This window comes from Sinorhizobium sp. FG01 (assembly GCF_002531875.1).
GTDB classification, from domain to species: domain Bacteria; phylum Pseudomonadota; class Alphaproteobacteria; order Rhizobiales; family Rhizobiaceae; genus Sinorhizobium; species Sinorhizobium fredii_C.
The window spans coordinates 389,502-406,231 of the sequence record NZ_NWTB01000005.1 but is presented as its reverse complement, the minus strand read 5'-3'; the positions used below and the strand labels follow the sequence as shown (position 1 = coordinate 406,231).

The following is a 16,730-nucleotide window of genomic DNA, read 5'->3' as shown; positions in this document are numbered from 1 at the left end:
GACCAAGCAGCGGGCTAGGCAACTCGCCACGGGCGCTGCGGCGGTTTTTCCCCTTCTCAGCCGGCGTCCGCTTTGCTAGCAGTTCGGCGCGATGGAACGGGGCGCGATCCGCCCCGGCAGGAGCCGGACATGCCAAAGACCCCCGCAGAATGCACGACGATGGCGGATGTGCGCGCTCAGATCGATCGGCTCGACCGCGCGTTGATGGCGCTCTTTGCCGAACGCTGGGGCTATATCGACCGGGCTGCCGAGATCAAGCGCCCGCTGCATCTCAAGGCAGACATTCCGGCGCGCGTCGCAGAGGTCCGGGAGAATGCCCGCAGGCACGCGATCGAATTCGGGCTCGACCCGGACTTCTATGAGCGCTTGTGGACACAGCTCATCGACCATGCGATCGCGCATGAGCGCAAGCTCCTCGGCGAAGACGAGGAGTAAGGCTCCGGCCCTTCAGCCGTTGGCGACAAGGCGTCCGTCGTCGCCGCGACCATCGTCGAAACTGTTCTTGCGACTGAGATAGCCTTCCCAATCGAAGGCACTCTGAACGATATGTTCGAGGCTCGCATGGGTCGGCACCCAATCGAGCTTCAATCGCGCGACGGTCGGATCGGCGACGACCTGGGCCGCGTCGCCCGGGCGACGCGGCCCGTAATCGATGCGGAAGTCGCGGCCGGAAACCTGCCGCACCGTGTCGAGGACCTGCAGCACGGAAAAGCCTTCGCCATAGCCGCAATTGCTGACCAGCGGACCGCCCCCACCGCTTAGATATTCAAGCGCTTTCCGATGGGCGGCAACCAGGTCGCTGACATGGATGTAATCGCGAATGCCGGTGCCGTCCGCCGTCGGATAGTCGGTGCCGAAAACATCGACCTTGCGGCGCCTGCCGAGCGCGGCTTCGCAGGCGACCTTGATGAGATGCGTGGCGCCGAAGGTCGACTGCCCCGCACGCCCCAGCGGATCGGCGCCGGCCACATTGAAATAGCGAAGCGCCACGTAACTGAAATCATGCGCCGCCGCCGCGTCCTCGAGCATGATTTCCGACATCAGCTTGGAACGGCCATAGGGGCTTTCCGGACGCAGGGCCGCCGTTTCCTTGACCGGATCCGGCGTCTCCTGGGTGCCGTAGACGGCAGCCGTCGATGAGAAGACGAAGCGGCGCACGCCGGCCTCTATCGTCGCGGCAATCAGGGTGCGCGTTTTCGCCGTGTTGTTCTCGTAATAGGCGAGCGGTTTGGCAACCGATTCCGGTACAACGGCCGAGCCGGCAAAATGGACGACCGCGTCGATCTCGTTCTCGGCGAAGAGCCGCGCCAGCGCCGCCCGGTCGCCCACGTCACCGAAATAGAAGCGCGCCTCCGGCGCCACCGCCCAGCGGAAGCCGGTCGTCAGGCTGTCGAGCACGACGACGGTCTCTCCCGCGTCGAGCAGCGACCAAACCATATGGCTGCCGATATAGCCCGCTCCGCCTGTCACCAATATGGCCATGGCTGCCTTCCACCCCCGATTGAACCCGGGAACAGGAAAGACGGGCGATGCTTACGGAATTGGTAAATCGCGGCGCCGGCGCCGCTCTTCACCGGCTATTCCTGCGGCGGTGGTTAAGCACCCGCCACGGCAATCATTCGGATTTTATCGATCGGCCCGCAACGGACGAATCTTGGATCAGCGGTCGAGGATATAGGTGCGCAGACGGTCCGCGGCCTCTGCGATCTGGGCCGGGTCACGCAGGAAGCAGGCGCGCATGAACAGCGACCCGCCCTCGCTGAAAGCCGTTCCCGGAGCCAGTCCGACCCCGGTCTTGTCGACGATGTCGATCGCCGCCCGGCGCGAATCCGTGACGCCGTCGATCTTCAGGAAGGCGTAAAGCGCCCCGTCGGGCTTCAGGGTCTCGACGCGATTGGTGGCAATCAGCGTGTCGCAGAGCAGGTCGCGATTGCGTCGGGCCTTGGTGACGTTGTCGTCGACGAAAGCGTCGCCTTCGTCCAGGGCGACGACGGCGCCGCGCTGCATGAATTGTGCGACCCCGGAGGTCGAATACTGGATCAGGTTCTCAAGCACTTGGCCCATGGCCGGCGGCGCCACGATCCAGCCGACGCGCCAGCCAGTCATCGCCCAGTTCTTGGAGAAGGAGTTGACGAAGAGGATGCGGTCGTCGTCCTCCATGATGTCGAGGAAGGACGGCGCGCGTCGGCCGAGATAGTAGTAGAGCGCGTAGATCTCATCGGCGATGATCCAGATGCCATGCCTGCGCGCCAGCGCCAAGATGGCCTTGAGATCGTCGGGCGACGCCGTCCATCCGGTCGGATTGGACGGCGTGTTGATGAACAGCGCCCGCGTCTTATCGCCGATCGCCGCCGCAAGGCGGTCGAGGTCGAGCTGCCATTTGCCGTTCTCGAAGCGCAGCGGCACCGAGACCGGCCGGACGCCGGAGAGGTCCGCGGCGGCGGCGAAATTCGGCCAGGCCGGGGTCAGGAGAACCATCTCGTCGCCGGGCGAAGCGATTGCCTCGATCGCAAGCTTGATCGCCTGCATGCCGGATCCGGTGACGTAGAAATTCTCCGGCGCGAGCGTCTTTTGGAAGCGGCGTTGATAATAGCGCACCAACGCCTCGCGCAGCGGCGGGATGCCGCGCTGCCACGTATAGAAGGTCTGGCCGGCCACCAGCGCGTCGGCCGCTGCCCGGCTGATGAAGTCCGGCGTCGGAAGATCGCCCTCACCGACCCAGAGCGGGATCAGGCCATCGCGACCACGGGCATAGTTCACCACTTCGACGATGCCGCTTTCGGGCGCCGCAAGAGCGCGGGGACTAAGGCTGGTCATGGTCGTCATCAGCGGCGGCCTCCTGAATTGCCCGCCGCTTCTAGACGTTTTCGCACCCGTGATCACACGATTTTCTCTGACGAACTTATCGATTTCTGTGATGATTTCGCTGCCGTCAGGCCCGCTGCTTCAAGATATCCCGTATTTCCGACAGCAGCCGCACATCCTCAGGCGGCGGCGCGGCCGGCTCCGGTGCCTTCTCTCGTTCCACCGAGGCGCGGATGCGGTTCACCCCCTTGACCAGCAGGAAGATGATCCAGGCAAGGATCAGGAAGTTGATGAACACCGTGATGAAGCTGCCATAAGCAAAGACCGCGCCCTGCTGGCGGGCTGCGGCCAGCGTCGGGGCGGTGACATTGGCGGAAAGCGGCAGAAAATAATTCGAAAAATCGAAACCGCCGCCGGTAATCGCGCCGACCACCGGCATGACGAGATCGTCGACGACCGAGGTGACGATCTTGGTGAAGGCAGCGCCGATGATCACGCCGACCGCCAGGTCCATCACATTGCCGCGGGCGATAAACTCTTTGAATTCGTTCAGCATGCGTCTCTCCGTAATATCCCCGTCCTTGAACGCTCGGCCGCGCCTGTCCCGCGCGGCAACCGCTGTAGGAAACTAGACCAAAGCTCGGAGCGATGGAACCGCCGTTCGCGATCAAGGCGGGCAGCGGCCCGTGGCGCGCGACGGCTGCCCCGTCGCGTCTTGGACTTAAGACGCATAAAGCAGCCAATTCTCAATGGGATGGACTTGCCCTATGCTGCCCGTCGAGGAGTGAGGCATGCTTTCGGGTTCGGTCATTTTCGCCTCGGCCTTCGCCTATCTGCTACTGCTCTTCGCGGTCGCAAGCTACGGCGACCGGCGGGCCAGCAGAAGCAGGATTGCCAGCAAGGGCAGGCCGCTGGTCTATGCGCTGAGCCTGGCGATCTACTGCACCTCCTGGACCTATTTCGGCGGCGTCGGGCTCGCCGCCGAGCATGGGCTCGAGTTCACCGGCATCTATATCGGGCCGATCCTGATGTTCACGCTCGGCATGCCGCTGATCCGCAGGATCGTGCGGCTCGCCAAGACCGAGAAACTGACCTCGGTCGCCGATTTCGTAGCGGCGCGCTACGGCAAGAACCCGGCGGTGGCGGCGATCGTCGCACTGATCTCGCTGGTCGGCGCCATTCCCTATATTGCCCTTCAGCTCAAGGCGGTCTCGAGCTCGGTCGCCGCGATGATCGACACCAGCGACTACGGCATCGGCGCGGGCGAAAATTTCATCGACCTGCCGCTGCTCGTCACCCTCTTCCTCGCCTGCTTCGCGATCGTCTTCGGCACCCGCCACACGGATGCCACCGAGCATCAGGACGGGCTGATCCTGGCGATCGCGATGGAATCGGTCGTCAAGCTCGTCGCCATGCTGACGGCAGGCTTCTACATCGTCTTCGTCCTGTTCGACGGGCCGGGGAATCTGTTGGAGGCGGCCCGACAAAGTCCCGCCGTCCTTTCCGCCCTCGAATACCAGACGCCCGCCGCCCGCTGGATCCTGCTGATCGTGCTCTCCGCCTTCGGCATCATCATGCTGCCGCGGCAGTTCCACGTCACCGTCGTCGAAAACCGCACCGAGAACGAGCTGCGTACCGCCGGGGTGCTGTTTCCGCTCTATCTGATCGCCATCAACCTCTTCGTCCTGCCGATCGCCATTGCCGGCATCCTGACCTTCTCCGGCTCTGGCGACGCCGACCTCTATCTCTTGGCCCTGCCGCTGGCCAGCGACGTGCCGTTGATCACGCTCCTCACCTTCATCGGCGGCTTTTCCGCCGCCACGGCCATGGTCATCGTCGCCTCGGTGGCACTGTCGATCATGATCTCCAACGACATCGTCATGCCGGTCTTCCTGCGCCAGAGGCTCGGCACCCGCGGCACCCTGCAGGAGAGCGTGGCCGGGACGCTGCTCAACATCCGCCGCACCGCGATCTTTGTCGTGCTGCTGCTCGGCTACGGCTACTATCGCTCGGCAGACATGAGCTCCGGCCTCGCCTCGCTGGGGCTGCTCTCCTTCGCCGCCATCTCGCAGATGGCGCCGGCGCTCATCGGCGGCCTCGTCTGGCGGCAGGCAAACGCCCGCGGCGCGATTGCCGGAATGGTCAGCGGCTTCCTCGTCTGGGCCTATGTGCTGTTTCTGCCGAGCCTCGGCGGGCCCGACAATTCTCACGTGGCCTCGACGATCCTGAGCTTCCTCCTACCGTTTACGGATGTTTTTTCGGGGCCGCAGTCCGACCCGCTCGTCAATGCGTCGGCCCTCAGCATGTTAGTCAACGTCAGCGCCTATGTGCTCGGCTCGCTGACCCGGGCGCCGAAGCCGCTCGAGCGCTTCCAGGCCGGCGTCTTCATCACCCGCCGATCGCGCACGGAACGGGCCTTCCGCGGCCGCAAGACGAAGGTGACGGTACGCGACCTAAAGACTACGATCGCCCGCTACATGGGCGAGGAGCGCATGCAGCGCTCGTTCCACACTTATGAGCAGCAATCCGGCCGCTGGCTCGACGAAAACGCCTCCGCCGACATGGCCCTCGTCCATTTTTCCGAGCAATTGCTTGGCAGCGCCATCGGTTCCTCCTCGGCCCGGCTGGTGTTTTCGCTGGTGCTGCAGCGAATGGACGACACCTCTTCGGACACCGCTTGGCTGCTCGACCAGGCGAGCGAGGCGCTGCAGCATAACCAGGACATGCTGCAGACGGCGCTCTCGCAGATGGACCAGGGCATCGCCGTCTTCGACAATGCCAGCAACCTGATCATCTGGAACCGCCGTTTCCGGGAGCTGCTCGATCTGCCCGAGGCGGCCGGCCAGGTCGGCTTCCCGCTTGCCGACATCGTGGCGATCCTGGCGCGCCGCGGCGACATCCGCAAAGACTATGAGAAGACGCTGGTCGCCAATTTCCTGACGCTCGACAAGCCGTTCCTGCTGGAACTTGGCAACGGCGCCCGTATCGTCGAGGTGCGGACCAACGCCATGCCCGACAAGGGCATCGTCACCACCTATACCGACATCACCCCGCGGGTCGCCGCCGACATGGCGCTGAAGCAGGCGAACGAAACGCTGGAACTGCGCGTCGCCGAGCGGACGAGCGAGTTGACGCGGGTCAACAAAGAACTTGGCGAGGCGCGCGCCGCCGCCGAAGACGCCAATATCGGCAAGACCCGCTTCTTCGCGGCCGCCGGCCACGACATCCTGCAGCCCCTGAACGCGGCGCGCCTCTACTCCTCATCGCTCGTCGAGCGGCTCGGAGATTCCGACAACAGGGCGCTGGTCCAGAACATCGACTCCTCGCTCGAATCGGTGGAGGCGATACTCGGTGCCGTGCTCGATATCTCGCGGCTCGACACCGGCGCGATGAAGCCGCGGCTACAGGCCGTGCCGCTCGATGATCTCTTACGGCGGATCGAGACGGATTTCGCGCCGATGGCGCGGGCGAAGGACATAGAGTTCACGGTCATGCCAACCTCGCTTGTCGTGCGCAGCGACCCGAACCTCTTGAGACGCGTCGTCCAAAATCTCGTTTCCAATGCAATCAAATACACGCTTGAGGGCAAGGTTCTCGTCGGCGTGCGCCGGCATAGGCAGACGGCGACGATCGAAGTGCTCGATTCCGGCATCGGCATTCCGGCGTCAAAGTTCCGCACCGTGTTCAAGGAATTCGCGCGCCTCGACGAAGGGGCGCGCACCGCCGCCGGGCTTGGCCTCGGACTTTCGATCGTCGACCGCATCTCGCGTGTGCTGAACCATCCGGTCAGCCTGCAGTCGGAGCCGGGAAAGGGCACCGGTTTCAAGGTTGCCGTGCCGCTCGATACCAGCGCCGCCGAACGGACAAGGCCGCAGCCGGTCGCCGCGCCGAAGTCGAGCGACGCGCTGAGCGGGCTGACTGTCGTCTGCATCGACAATGAACCGAAGATCCTCGAGGGCATGGCGCTGCTGCTGGGCGGCTGGGGCTGCACCGTCACGACGGCGGAATCGGTCGCCGCCTGCGACAAGATCGGCCCGGAACACCTGCCGCTGCGGCCCGATGCGATCGTCGCCGACTACCACCTCGGGGACGGCACCGGCATCGACGCGATCGCCTCCATCCGGGCGCGCTGGAGAGAGAGCATTCCGGCGCTGATGGTAACCGCCGACCGCACCCCGGAGGTCCGCGGTGCCGCCGAGCGCGACGGCGTCTCTCTACAACACAAGCCGGTGCGCCCGGCCGCCTTGCGCGCCTGGCTGACGCAGCTTGCCGCAGCGGCACGGGCGGCGGCGGAATAGCAATCGTTTCACTTGGTTACAATTCTTGCCCCTCATCCGCCTGCCGGCACCTTCTCCCCGTACGCGGGGCGAAGGGACGCGCGGCTCGCTCCCGGTTCCCCGAATCCGCCGGCGAAAGAAGCGAGACGTGGCGGCATGCCCCTTCTCCCCGCCTGCGGGGAGAAGGTCGCAGCAGCGGGATGAGGGGCCAAACGCCGCAAGCGGGATCGCTAAGCCGCCGCGACGCTGCCGAGCTTGGAAAGCTGAATCACCGCTTGGGTGCGGCTGTCGACATTAAGCTTCAGCAGGATCGCCGAGACATGCGCCTTGATGGTCGCCTCGGAGACGCCGAGCTCGTAGGCGATCTGTTTGTTGAGCAGGCCCTCGGCGAGCATGGACAGGACACGCGATTGCTGCGGCGTCAAGGTCTGCAGGCGATGCAGGAGGTCGGCCATCTCCGGCTCGTATTCCTGGTTCCGGTCGTAGCCGACCGGGACGAAGATTTCGCCGGCCATGACCTTGCCGATTCCGTCGCGGATCTCCTCGATCCCGGCGGATTTCGAGAGGAAGCCCGCCGCGCCGAGATCGATGGCGCGGTGAATGGTCGCCGGATCGTCATGGGCCGAGACGATCATCACCGGCAGGCTCGGGAATTCGGCGCGTAGCGCAATCAGGCCGGACAGGCCGCTGACGCCCGGCATGGTGAGATCCAGAAGCATCAGGTCGGCATCGGGATTGTCCGCCGCAGCCTTGCGGGCAGCGGCGAAATCACCGGCCTCGACGACGGCGGGCGCGCCGGCCATGCCGCTCAGCGCCTGGCGCATCGCGCCGCGGAACAGCGGATGGTCGTCAGCAATGATGATGGTCATGTCGGGCATGATGACGCTCCCTCCCAAGAGCCCCGGAACCGATCGGCTTCGTCCTCCGCGTGCCACTCGGTGCTTGTTCACGACGTTCAGGTCTTGTCGGGGACCGATCCACCTTCGCCTGCGGGATCGCGACCCTCGAGTTCCTTCACGATATCCATGAACTTGCGCATCATTCTTTCCATGATGCTCATGGTCCGGTCAATCTCTTCGTCGGTCGGAAGATCGGGTTTCGCGGCTGCCGCCCCACTCTGCACGGCCTTTTCCAAGGCTTCGATCCGTTTCGTCAGAAGGTCGAGTTCCCGCTCGAAGGCGGCACGCTCGTCGGCGGCCATGCGGCAGACGAGCTCACCGTTCTTTTCCTGGCAGAGCGTGACCTCGCCGGTCTCCGTGTCGAGCCGGGCGAATCCCGTCTCAGATTTCTGCATGCTGTAGCGCCCCGGCGTGGGTGCCTGCGCTGCGGCCGGAAGGGCGCACCCAAACCCCAGGCCGAAGACGAGCACCGCGATTACCTTCCTCATGACATCCTCTCCCTTGGAGACTGACGGAAATCCGCGTTCGATCAGGTGAACCGCGGTGGACACGCGCCGCTATTTGCGGCAAGGCCATGGCTCGGAATCATGACGACGGGCGGACAAAGATGAACGCTACCATATACAAGATCGTTCCGGCGCTTCTATGGCAGGAAGCCAGGCGGGCCGGACAATTCGCGGGCGCGCCCGTCGATCTCGCCGACGGCTTCATTCACTTCTCGACGGGCGAGCAGGTCGCCGAGACTGCGACACGGCATTTCGAGGGCCAGACGGACCTTCTCATCGTCGCCGTCGACGCAGAAGCGCTCGGCGACAAGCTCGTCTACGAGCCGTCGCGCGGTGGCGCGCTGTTTCCGCATCTCTATGCGGCGCTGAGGCTCGACGCCGTGCTGTGGGAAAAACCGCTGCCGCTCGGCGCCGACGGCACGCATATTTTCCCCGAGCTTGCGCCATGACCGGTGCTCTCGAACGCCTGGCCCGCCGCGGCCTGTTCCTCCTAGATCCCGAAACCGCCCACGGGCTCTCGATCAAGGCGCTGAAGAGCGGCGTCGTGCCGGGCTGTGCCGCGCCCGCCGATGCCAGGCTCGAGCAGACCATTGCTGGCCTCGTCTTTCCGAATCCGGTCGGTATGGCCGCCGGCTACGACAAGAATGCCGAGGTGCCGGAGGCGCTGTTGAGGCTCGGCTTCGGCTTCACCGAGATCGGCACGGTGACGCCGCGGCCGCAGCAGGGCAATGATAAGCCGCGGATTTTCCGGCTCATCGAGGACGAGGCGGTGATCAACCGGCTCGGCTTCAACAATGACGGGCACGGTGCGGCGCTGGCGCGCCTCCAGGGCTGCTCGCGCCAGGCGCTGATCGGCGTCAATATCGGCGCCAACAAGGACAGCGCCGACCGGATCGCCGACTATGTCGCCGGCATCCGCACCTTCCACGCCGTCGCCCGCTATTTCACCGCCAACATCTCCTCGCCGAACACGCCCGGCCTGCGCGACCTGCAGGCGCGCGAAAGCCTGGCGGCGCTGCTTTCGGCCGTGCTCGCCGCCCGCGACGACGAGGCCGCGAAGAGCGGGCGACGCGTTCCGGTGTTCCTGAAGATCGCCCCTGATCTGACCGAAGAGGGCATGGACGACATCGCGGCGGAGATGCTGGCGCACGATCTCGACGGTTTGATCGTCTCCAACACAACGCTGTCGCGCGAAGGTCTCAGGGACCAGCGGCAGGCCAAGGAGGCTGGCGGCCTTTCCGGCAAGCCGCTCTTCGAGAAGTCGACGGCGGTGCTCGCCCGCATGCGCAAGCGCGTCGGGCCGAACCTGCCGATCATCGGCGTCGGCGGCGTCAGTTCGGCGGAGACGGCGGCGGAAAAGATCCGCGCCGGCGCAGACCTGGTACAGCTCTATTCCTGCATGGTCTATGAGGGGCCGTCGCTTCCCGGCCGGATCGTCCGCGGCCTCTCGGCGCTCTGCGATCGGGAGAAGCTTGCCTCGATCCGCGAGATCCGCGACAGCCGTCTCGACTACTGGGCCGGGCGGAACGTCTGAGCGGCCCGCCGTGGCAGCAGCATCACCAGGAACAGGCCGCGCAGCAGCAGGAACAGGTTGAGCCCCGCCCACAGGCCGTGATTGCCGAAGACCGGCACGAGAACGGCGAGCGCCGCCCCATAGACGAGGAAGGCGGCCAGCATCATGTTGCGCATGTCGCGCGACCAGATGGCGCCGATGAAGACGCCGTCCATCAGGAAGGCCATGGCGCCGGTGAGCGCCGTTATCGCCGCCCAGGGCATATATTCATAGGCGAGCGCGCGCACATCCGGCGCCGTCGTCAAAAGATCGACGAGAATGTTGCCGAAGGCGAGGAACAACACCGTCGTCATCAAGGCGAGGCCCAGCGACCAAAACGCTGTCATTCTGAGCGCTCGATCGAAAGCCGGGCGGTAGGCGGCGCCGATCGAGCGGCCAGTCAGCTGCTCGGCCGCATTGGCGAGGCCGTCGAGATAATAGCCGGCGACCAGGAAAATGGTCATCAGCACCGCATTGGCCGCGAGCGTCACCGGGCCGAGGGACGTGCCGATCCGGGTCATCAGCGTGAAGGCGGCGAGCAGCACGAAGGAACGGATCATGATGTCGCGATTGAGCCCGAACAGCGCCTTGAGCCGGTCGCCGGCAAAGATCGTCGCCCAGTCCGGCGCGTCCCTCTTGTCAAAACGGCCGTAGACGATCGCAAAGCCCGCAAGCGCGCCGATCAGTTCGCCCCCGACAGTCCCGATCGCAACCCCTGACACGCCCCAGCCGAGGACCAGTCCCAGCAAAATCGACAGCACGATATTGGTGCCGTTGATGATGGTCTGCAGCAAGAGGCCGATCGAGCCGTCGCCGCGACCAAGGACGAATCCGAGGATGGCGTAATTGGCAAGCGCCGCCGGACCGGAAAGAATCCGATAGAGAAAATAGGTGCTTGTCACCGCCGCCACTTCCGGGCCGGGCGCCATCAGCCACAGACCAAGTGCGAGCAGCAGCGGCGACAACAGGACGATGGCGATGCCGCAGAAGAGCGCGATCACCAGCGAGCGCCAGAACACCGCCTGCTGTTCGCGCCGGTCGCCACGGCCATAGGCCTGCGCTACGAGGCCGGTGGTCGAGGCGCGCAGGAAATTGAAGGTGGTGAAGATCAGATCGAACAGGACGGCGCCGACCGCGAGGCCGGCGAGCATCTCGGCCCGGCCGAGCCTGCCGACGACGCCGGTGTCGACGAGGCCGAGGAGCGGCGTCGTCAGGAAGCCGAGCGTCATCGGCAGGGCGATCGAGAAAATCAGCCGGTTGGTGACGTCGAACGGACCCGCTTCGCGGGCAAGCCTTTCACGCTCGAGGCTTTCCATGGCAGACATCGTCGCTACCCCGCGGCCGTCTCCGCAAGGCGATCTTGGGGAATCAACTCAGCCGGACAGCACCATGGCCCAATAGGGTCGGTTTCCGGAAGCGCTATTTTGCGCCACCGCCACGCCCAAGCCGCGATAGCTGCCGAGCATATTTTGAAGGTGCTTCGGCGAATTGAACCAGGCTTCATAGGCGCGCTCGGCGTTGTCCTGGCCCATGGCGATGTTCTCGGCGGCCGGAAGAGTGACGCCATCGCCCTTCATCCGATCGGCAAAATCGTCGCGCCAGCCGATATTGTGCTTCATCTTGCCGGCGCGTGCCATGCGGGCGGCCTGGTGCATGGCGGCGACGGATGCGGCGGGATCGCGCGCGAGCGTCGTCAGCCCCCTGCCCTTGCGTAGCGAATTGACATAGCCGAGCGTCGCCTCGGTCTGGTCGCTGCCGGTGCCGTCGTCGGGCGTAAGGAGGCCGGAGGCCGAGCATCCGGCGAGGAGCCCAAGCGACATCACGGCACCGGCACGCAGAATGAGCCGCCTGCGCGGAAGAAAGAACTGGTCCTGCATGCTTAGCGCCGATAGCTGAAGAGACGGAGGATGATGAAGGCAGGAATGACCACGGCCGCGCCGAGCAGCAGGTAGTCGCCGACGCGCCCCAGCGCCGCGAAGCCGGTGCGCCAGAGGTCGACGACGAAGTCGCGGATACCATCGAGAAGGTCCATCGGGCGCCAGTCGAAAACGGTCATGACGAAGCCGACGAGGATCGACACGACGACGAGCTTGACCAGCACGCGCAGCGGTGAATCACCGAGAAATCTGTTTACGCCGTCCGACATCAGCGAAAAATTCTCCTGTTTCCATCCCACATAAGCCGCTCGGTCCGGCCTCGCAAGCCGCGCGAGTCGCGGGCCCTCAGATTCCGCTTGTGTTTTGCCGCGTCCGGCGCCAGAAGCGTCCGTCGCAAACAAACCCGTCACCCTCATGGCCGCAAACCAGCTTTCCTCCGGCGATCTGATCACCGATCGTCGCGCCGACTATGCGAAGATGCTCGCCGAAAGCGGCGACCACCAGGGCGCGGCCGAGCTTATGGCCCAGGCGCTGGAACTGGTGCCGAACTGGGCGGCCGGTTGGTTCCGGCTGGCGGACTATGAGGAGAAATCGGGCCGAAAAGAGGCGGCGGTCGCGGCCTTGCGCAACGCGCTTCGCCTCAACCCGGAGGACATTTTCGGCGCCAGCCTGAAACTGGCCCTGCTCGGTGCGGCCGATACGCCGGAGCAACCGCCGAGCACCTATGTGGAGCGGCTCTTCGACGACTATGCCGAGCGGTTCGATCAGGCGCTGGTCGAGAAACTCGGCTACAGCGTTCCGGAAAAGCTCGCGGCGCTGATCGAGCGTGCGATCGGCGGGCAAAAATTTCGTCATGTCGCCGATCTCGGCTGCGGCACGGGGCTCTTCGGTGAGCGCATCCGCAGCCGCACCGCCTTTCTCGAAGGCTTCGATCTCTCGGCCAACATGCTGGCCAAGGCGGAAGGCAAGGCGCTCTACGACTGGCTGGGCCAGGCGGACCTGTCGCTGCAGCCGGACAGTTGCGGCCTCTTCGGCGAACTGGCGGAAGGGCGCGCGGATCTCGTCAGCGCCGCCGACGTGCTGATGTATCTCGGCAATCTCGAAAGCGCCTTCGCCATCGCGGAGCGGCTTCTGAAGCCGGACGGCCTGTTTGCTTTCTCCGTCGAGGACGCGGCAGACGAGCGCGACTTCCTGCTCCGGCCATCGCTGCGCTACGCGCACTCGGAAGCCTATGTCGCTTCGCTCTGTGCCGACTTTCGGCTCGAGATGATTGCCGTCGAACGGAGGGTCATTCGCATGGATGCCGGCCTGCCGATTGCCGGCATCCTGTTTCTCGCCCGCAAGCCTGCATGAACCGCAATGCTGACCTGCGAAAATAGGTCAGCAATGCTTACATATTTTTCTTGATTATTCCTATGCGCCGCAGCAAATGGTGGAGCTCTTCGCGGGAGTTCACCATGGCACAGATGAGCAGCGTTTTCGGTCTCTGGAACACCAGCCCCACCAGGCACACGCCGGTCGAGGATGTGCAGGGCGTATTTTCCGGCAGCCTCGTCGCCGCCCTCGGCCTCTATTTCCTGGCGAGTGCCGGACTGCTGACCGGAAGCACCGCCGGTGTCGCCTTCCTGCTGCACTATGCGACCGGCGTGAATATCGGCCTCGCCTTCTTCCTGCTCAACCTGCCGTTCTTCTACCTGTCGCTCAAGCGGCTCGGTGCTGCCTTCTCCATCAAGACCTTCATCGCCATCGGGCTCACCTCGATCCTGGCCGACGTACAGTCGCGGCTTTTCGAGATCGGTCAGATCCATCCCGGCTGGGCGGCGCTTCTCGGCGGGCTGCTGCTCGGCTACGGTGTCCTGGCGCTCTATCGCCACCGCGCCAGCCTCGGCGGCGTCGGCATCCTCGGCGTCTATCTGCAGGAGCGCTTCGGCATCCGCGCCGGCCTCGTGCAGCTGTCGATCGACATAGGGGTGCTGGCTGTTGCCTTCGCGGTCACGACGCCCTGGGTCGTTCTGTGGTCGGTGCTCGGCGCGGTCGTCCTCAACCTCTTCGTGGCAATCAACCACCGCGCCGATCGATATATCGCACTTTGAAGCTTGGTTGGCCTCCAGCAATCGCGGGCATGAAGAGGTACAGGCTTCTCTTTTGCCGCGTTTGATCTACCTTTGTTCCCCGTGAACAGGATCGATCCCCCATTGCCGGAAAGCAACGCCGTGACGTTGCCCGCGCCTTTTCTGCGTTGGTTCGCCGAAAAGGGCTGGCGGCCGCGCGCCCATCAACTCGAATTGCTGTCGCGCGCCGAAGCGGGGGAAAGCACGCTGCTGATCGCGCCGACCGGTGCGGGCAAGACGCTTGCCGGCTTCCTGCCGTCGCTCGTCGATCTCACGCGGCGCGGCAAAGTACCGCCCGGCTCTGCTTTCGTCGGTATCCACACGCTCTATATCTCGCCGCTTAAGGCGCTCGCCGTCGATATCGAGCGCAATCTGATGAAGCCGGTCAACGAGATGGGCCTGCCGGTCAGGATCGAGAACCGCACCGGCGACACGCCGCAGGGTAAGAGGCAGCGCCAGAAGCTCAACCCACCCGACCTGTTGCTGACGACGCCGGAGCAGCTTGCCCTGCTGATCGCCGACGGCGAGGCTGAGCGCTTCTTCAAAAACCTGCGCTATGTGGTGCTCGACGAGCTGCATTCGCTCGTCACCTCGAAGCGCGGCCATCTGCTTGCCCTTGGCCTCGCACGGCTGCGCCGCTTGGCGCCCGGCTTGCAGACGATCGGCCTTTCGGCGACGGTCGCCGAACCGATGGAACTGCAGCGCTGGCTTGTCGGCCAACCTCCCGGCGAGCAAAGTCATGCCGGGTTGATCACCGTATCCGGCGGTGCAAAACCTGAAATCTCCATCCTGCGCGGCGACAACCACGTGCCCTGGGCGGGGCACTCGGCCCGCTATGCGATCCCGGACGTCTATGCCGCGATCAAACAGCACGGCACGACGCTGCTCTTCGTCAATACGCGCAGTCAGGCGGAGATGCTTTTCCAGGAGCTCTGGACGATCAACGACGACAACCTGCCGATCGCACTCCATCACGGCTCGCTCGACGTCGCCCAGCGCCGCAAGGTGGAAGCCGCGATGGCGGAGAACCGGCTGCGCGCCGTCGTCGCCACTTCGACGCTCGACCTCGGCATCGACTGGGGCGACGTCGACCTGGTCGTCCATGTGGGCGCGCCAAAGGGGGCGAGCCGGCTGGCGCAGCGGATCGGCCGCGCCAACCACCGCATGGACGAGCCGAGCCGGGCGATCCTCGTGCCGGCCAACCGCTTCGAGGTGATGGAATGCCAGGCCGCCCTCGATGCCAATTATATCGGCGCCCAGGATACGCCGCCGGTCGGCAGGGGCGCGCTCGACGTGCTGGCGCAGCACGTGCTCGGCATGGCCTGCGCCAGACCCTTCGACGCGGTCGAGCTTCATGACGAGATCACCACCGCGGCCCCATATGCCGATCTTCCCTGGGAAACCTTTGAGCGGGTCGTCGACCTCGTCGCCACCGGCGGCTATGCGCTTCGCACCTATGAGCGCTACGCCCGCATCCGCAAGACCAAGGAAGGGCGGTGGCGGATCTCCAACCCTATGGTCGCGCAGCAATACCGGCTGAATGTCGGCACGATCGTCGAATCGCCGATGCTGAACGTGCGCATGGTGAAACGGAATGCACGCGGCTCGCTCGGCCGCGGCGGCATGCCGCTCGGCAAGGTGGAGGAATATTTCCTCGAAATGCTGTCGCCCGGCGACACGTTCCTCTTCTCCGGCAAGGTGCTGCGCTTCGAAGGTATCCGCGAGAACGAGTGCCTCGTTTCGCAGGCCTTTTCCTTCGACCCGAAGGTGCCGAGCTATGCCGGCGGCAAGTTCCCGCTCTCCACCTATCTCGCAGCCCAGGTGAGAAAGATGCTCGCCGACCCGGCGCGGCGCGCCACGCTGCCGGACCAGGTGCGCGACTGGCTGGCGCTGCAGGGCGACATTTCGATGCTGCCCGGCGAGGACGAGTTGCTGATCGAGACCTTCCCGCGCGGCAGCCGCCACTACATGGTCACTTACGCCTTCGAGGGGCGGCTCGCCCACCAGACCCTCGGCATGTTGCTCACCCGCCGCCTCGACCGAGCCGGCCTGAAGCCGCTCGGTTTCGTCGCCACCGACTATTCGCTGGCCGTATGGGCGATCGACGATCTAGGCGCGGCGTTCCAGACGCGGGCGCCATCGCTCGCCGAGCTCTTCGACGAGGACATGCTCGGCGACGATCTGGAGGCCTGGCTGAACGAATCCTTCCTTTTGAAGCGCACCTTCCGCACCTGCGCGGTGATTGCCGGACTGATCGACCAGCGCCATCCGGGAAAGGAGAAGACCGGCCGGCAGGTCACCGTTTCGGCCGACCTCATTTACGACGTATTGCGGATGCACGAGCCCGATCACATCCTGCTCGAAGCGACCCGCAACGACGCGGCGGCCGGACTTTTGGACATTGGCCGCCTCGGCTCTATGCTCAAGCGAATCAAGGGACACATCACCCACCGTCAACTCGACCGCATCTCGCCGCTCGCCGTGCCGGTCATGCTGGAAATCGGCCGGGAATCGGTTCACGGAGAAGCGCAGGATTTCCTGCTCACGGAAGCGGCGGCCGATGAGTTGATCAACGAGGCAATGGGGATCGGGCACGGTGCAGGCGAATAGGAAAGCGGTATGAGAGAGACTCGCCGGCTAATTCGGAGTGGAGACCCCTCCCCAACCCCTCCCCACAAGAGGGAGGGGCTTCGCTGCGGCCCC

The 16,730-nt window shown here is 64.9% G+C and carries 15 protein-coding genes; 7 read left to right on the top strand and 8 right to left on the bottom strand.

What is annotated here, in order from left to right; genetic code table 11:
- Positions 1–129 precede the first annotated feature (129 nt).
- Entirely contained in the window at positions 130–435 is a 306-nt protein-coding gene (locus CO656_RS10085) for a chorismate mutase family protein (protein WP_097525621.1), read from the top strand.
- 12 nt (positions 436–447) lie between these two features.
- Here CO656_RS10085 and galE read toward each other — a convergent pair whose 3' ends face one another.
- From galE to mscL, 3 genes are all read right to left on the bottom strand, one after another.
- A complete protein-coding gene (gene galE / locus CO656_RS10080) occupies positions 448–1,482 on the bottom strand; it encodes a UDP-glucose 4-epimerase GalE (protein ID WP_097525620.1) in 1,035 nt (344 codons plus the stop codon).
- A gap of 177 nt (positions 1,483–1,659) precedes the next feature.
- A complete protein-coding gene (locus tag CO656_RS10075; protein WP_097525619.1) occupies positions 1,660–2,826 on the bottom strand; it encodes a pyridoxal phosphate-dependent aminotransferase in 1,167 nt (388 codons plus the stop codon).
- A 106-nt stretch (positions 2,827–2,932) separates the two neighbouring features.
- Positions 2,933–3,361 carry a large conductance mechanosensitive channel protein MscL gene (mscL, locus tag CO656_RS10070; RefSeq protein WP_037420397.1) on the bottom strand — a complete coding sequence of 143 codons (429 nt, stop codon included), beginning with the start codon at positions 3,359–3,361 and terminating at the stop codon, positions 2,933–2,935.
- A 235-nt stretch (positions 3,362–3,596) separates the two neighbouring features.
- On the opposite strand from mscL, the gene CO656_RS10065 reads away from it, so the two are divergent.
- The gene (locus CO656_RS10065; RefSeq protein WP_097525618.1) at positions 3,597–7,103 is read left to right on the top strand and encodes a PAS domain-containing hybrid sensor histidine kinase/response regulator; all 3,507 of its coding nucleotides are present in this window, start codon (positions 3,597–3,599) and stop codon (positions 7,101–7,103) included.
- Between the two features lie 209 nt (positions 7,104–7,312).
- Here the strand turns inward: CO656_RS10065 and CO656_RS10060 are convergent, their stop codons facing one another.
- Together CO656_RS10060 and CO656_RS10055 are read right to left on the bottom strand one after the other, a co-directional pair.
- Positions 7,313–7,960 (bottom strand): response regulator transcription factor, encoded by a 648-nt coding sequence (locus tag CO656_RS10060; RefSeq protein ID WP_097525617.1) that lies wholly within the window; start codon positions 7,958–7,960, stop codon positions 7,313–7,315.
- A 77-nt stretch (positions 7,961–8,037) separates the two neighbouring features.
- On the bottom strand, positions 8,038–8,469 hold the full coding sequence (locus CO656_RS10055; RefSeq protein ID WP_097525616.1) for a hypothetical protein: 432 nt from the start codon (positions 8,467–8,469) through the stop codon (positions 8,038–8,040).
- Between the two features lie 119 nt (positions 8,470–8,588).
- Here CO656_RS10055 and CO656_RS10050 point away from each other — a divergent pair, with 119 nt between their 5' ends.
- Complete coding sequence (locus CO656_RS10050) at positions 8,589–8,936, top strand: DUF952 domain-containing protein (protein ID WP_097525615.1); 348 nt, start codon at positions 8,589–8,591, stop codon at positions 8,934–8,936.
- The gene (locus CO656_RS10045; protein ID WP_097525614.1) at positions 8,933–10,021 is read left to right on the top strand and encodes a quinone-dependent dihydroorotate dehydrogenase; all 1,089 of its coding nucleotides are present in this window, start codon (positions 8,933–8,935) and stop codon (positions 10,019–10,021) included. Before CO656_RS10050 ends, CO656_RS10045 begins: the two co-directional genes overlap by 4 nt.
- Here CO656_RS10045 and CO656_RS10040 read toward each other — a convergent pair.
- Genes CO656_RS10040 through CO656_RS10030 form a run of 3 tightly spaced genes read right to left on the bottom strand, consistent with a single transcriptional unit; the run spans position 9,997 to position 12,185 of the window.
- Positions 9,997–11,364, bottom strand: coding sequence for an MATE family efflux transporter (locus tag CO656_RS10040; RefSeq protein WP_097525613.1), 1,368 nt, complete (start codon positions 11,362–11,364; stop codon positions 9,997–9,999). The two genes, CO656_RS10045 and CO656_RS10040, sit on opposite strands and share 25 nt — an antisense overlap.
- 48 nt (positions 11,365–11,412) lie before the next feature.
- Positions 11,413–11,916, bottom strand: a complete 504-nt coding sequence (locus tag CO656_RS10035; RefSeq protein ID WP_097525612.1) for a CAP domain-containing protein — start codon at positions 11,914–11,916, stop codon at positions 11,413–11,415.
- Positions 11,917–11,918: 2 nt separating this feature from the next.
- Positions 11,919–12,185: a DUF6460 domain-containing protein gene (locus tag CO656_RS10030; protein WP_097525675.1), complete on the bottom strand. Its 267-nt coding sequence runs from the start codon at positions 12,183–12,185 to the stop codon at positions 11,919–11,921.
- Positions 12,186–12,330: 145 nt separating this feature from the next.
- Between CO656_RS10030 and CO656_RS10025 the strand changes: the two genes are divergently transcribed.
- The 3 genes from CO656_RS10025 (at position 12,331) to CO656_RS10015 (ending at position 16,637) form a co-directional block, all read left to right on the top strand.
- Positions 12,331–13,269, top strand: coding sequence for a class I SAM-dependent methyltransferase (locus CO656_RS10025; RefSeq protein WP_097525611.1), 939 nt, complete (start codon positions 12,331–12,333; stop codon positions 13,267–13,269).
- Between the two features lie 104 nt (positions 13,270–13,373).
- Positions 13,374–14,009 carry a YitT family protein gene (locus CO656_RS10020; protein WP_097525610.1) on the top strand — a complete coding sequence of 212 codons (636 nt, stop codon included), beginning with the start codon at positions 13,374–13,376 and terminating at the stop codon, positions 14,007–14,009.
- 72 nt (positions 14,010–14,081) lie between these two features.
- A complete protein-coding gene (locus CO656_RS10015) occupies positions 14,082–16,637 on the top strand; it encodes a ligase-associated DNA damage response DEXH box helicase (protein ID WP_097525609.1) in 2,556 nt (851 codons plus the stop codon).
- Positions 16,638–16,730 lie beyond the last annotated feature (93 nt).

What these genes read in the sequence shown, in the direction of transcription:
- CO656_RS10085 (WP_097525621.1), top strand. Translation starts at nt 130, where the DNA reads ATGCCAAAGACCCCCGCAGAATGCACGACGATGGCGGATGTGCGCGCT.
- galE (WP_097525620.1), bottom strand. Translation starts at nt 1,482, where the DNA reads ATGGCCATATTGGTGACAGGCGGAGCGGGCTATATCGGCAGCCATATG.
- CO656_RS10075 (WP_097525619.1), bottom strand. Translation starts at nt 2,826, where the DNA reads ATGACGACCATGACCAGCCTTAGTCCCCGCGCTCTTGCGGCGCCCGAA.
- mscL (WP_037420397.1), bottom strand. Translation starts at nt 3,361, where the DNA reads ATGCTGAACGAATTCAAAGAGTTTATCGCCCGCGGCAATGTGATGGAC.
- CO656_RS10065 (WP_097525618.1), top strand. Translation starts at nt 3,597, where the DNA reads ATGCTTTCGGGTTCGGTCATTTTCGCCTCGGCCTTCGCCTATCTGCTA.
- CO656_RS10060 (WP_097525617.1), bottom strand. Translation starts at nt 7,960, where the DNA reads ATGCCCGACATGACCATCATCATTGCTGACGACCATCCGCTGTTCCGC.
- CO656_RS10055 (WP_097525616.1), bottom strand. Translation starts at nt 8,469, where the DNA reads ATGAGGAAGGTAATCGCGGTGCTCGTCTTCGGCCTGGGGTTTGGGTGC.
- CO656_RS10050 (WP_097525615.1), top strand. Translation starts at nt 8,589, where the DNA reads ATGAACGCTACCATATACAAGATCGTTCCGGCGCTTCTATGGCAGGAA.
- CO656_RS10045 (WP_097525614.1), top strand. Translation starts at nt 8,933, where the DNA reads ATGACCGGTGCTCTCGAACGCCTGGCCCGCCGCGGCCTGTTCCTCCTA.
- CO656_RS10040 (WP_097525613.1), bottom strand. Translation starts at nt 11,364, where the DNA reads ATGTCTGCCATGGAAAGCCTCGAGCGTGAAAGGCTTGCCCGCGAAGCG.
- CO656_RS10035 (WP_097525612.1), bottom strand. Translation starts at nt 11,916, where the DNA reads ATGCAGGACCAGTTCTTTCTTCCGCGCAGGCGGCTCATTCTGCGTGCC.
- CO656_RS10030 (WP_097525675.1), bottom strand. Translation starts at nt 12,185, where the DNA reads ATGTCGGACGGCGTAAACAGATTTCTCGGTGATTCACCGCTGCGCGTG.
- CO656_RS10025 (WP_097525611.1), top strand. Translation starts at nt 12,331, where the DNA reads ATGGCCGCAAACCAGCTTTCCTCCGGCGATCTGATCACCGATCGTCGC.
- CO656_RS10020 (WP_097525610.1), top strand. Translation starts at nt 13,374, where the DNA reads ATGGCACAGATGAGCAGCGTTTTCGGTCTCTGGAACACCAGCCCCACC.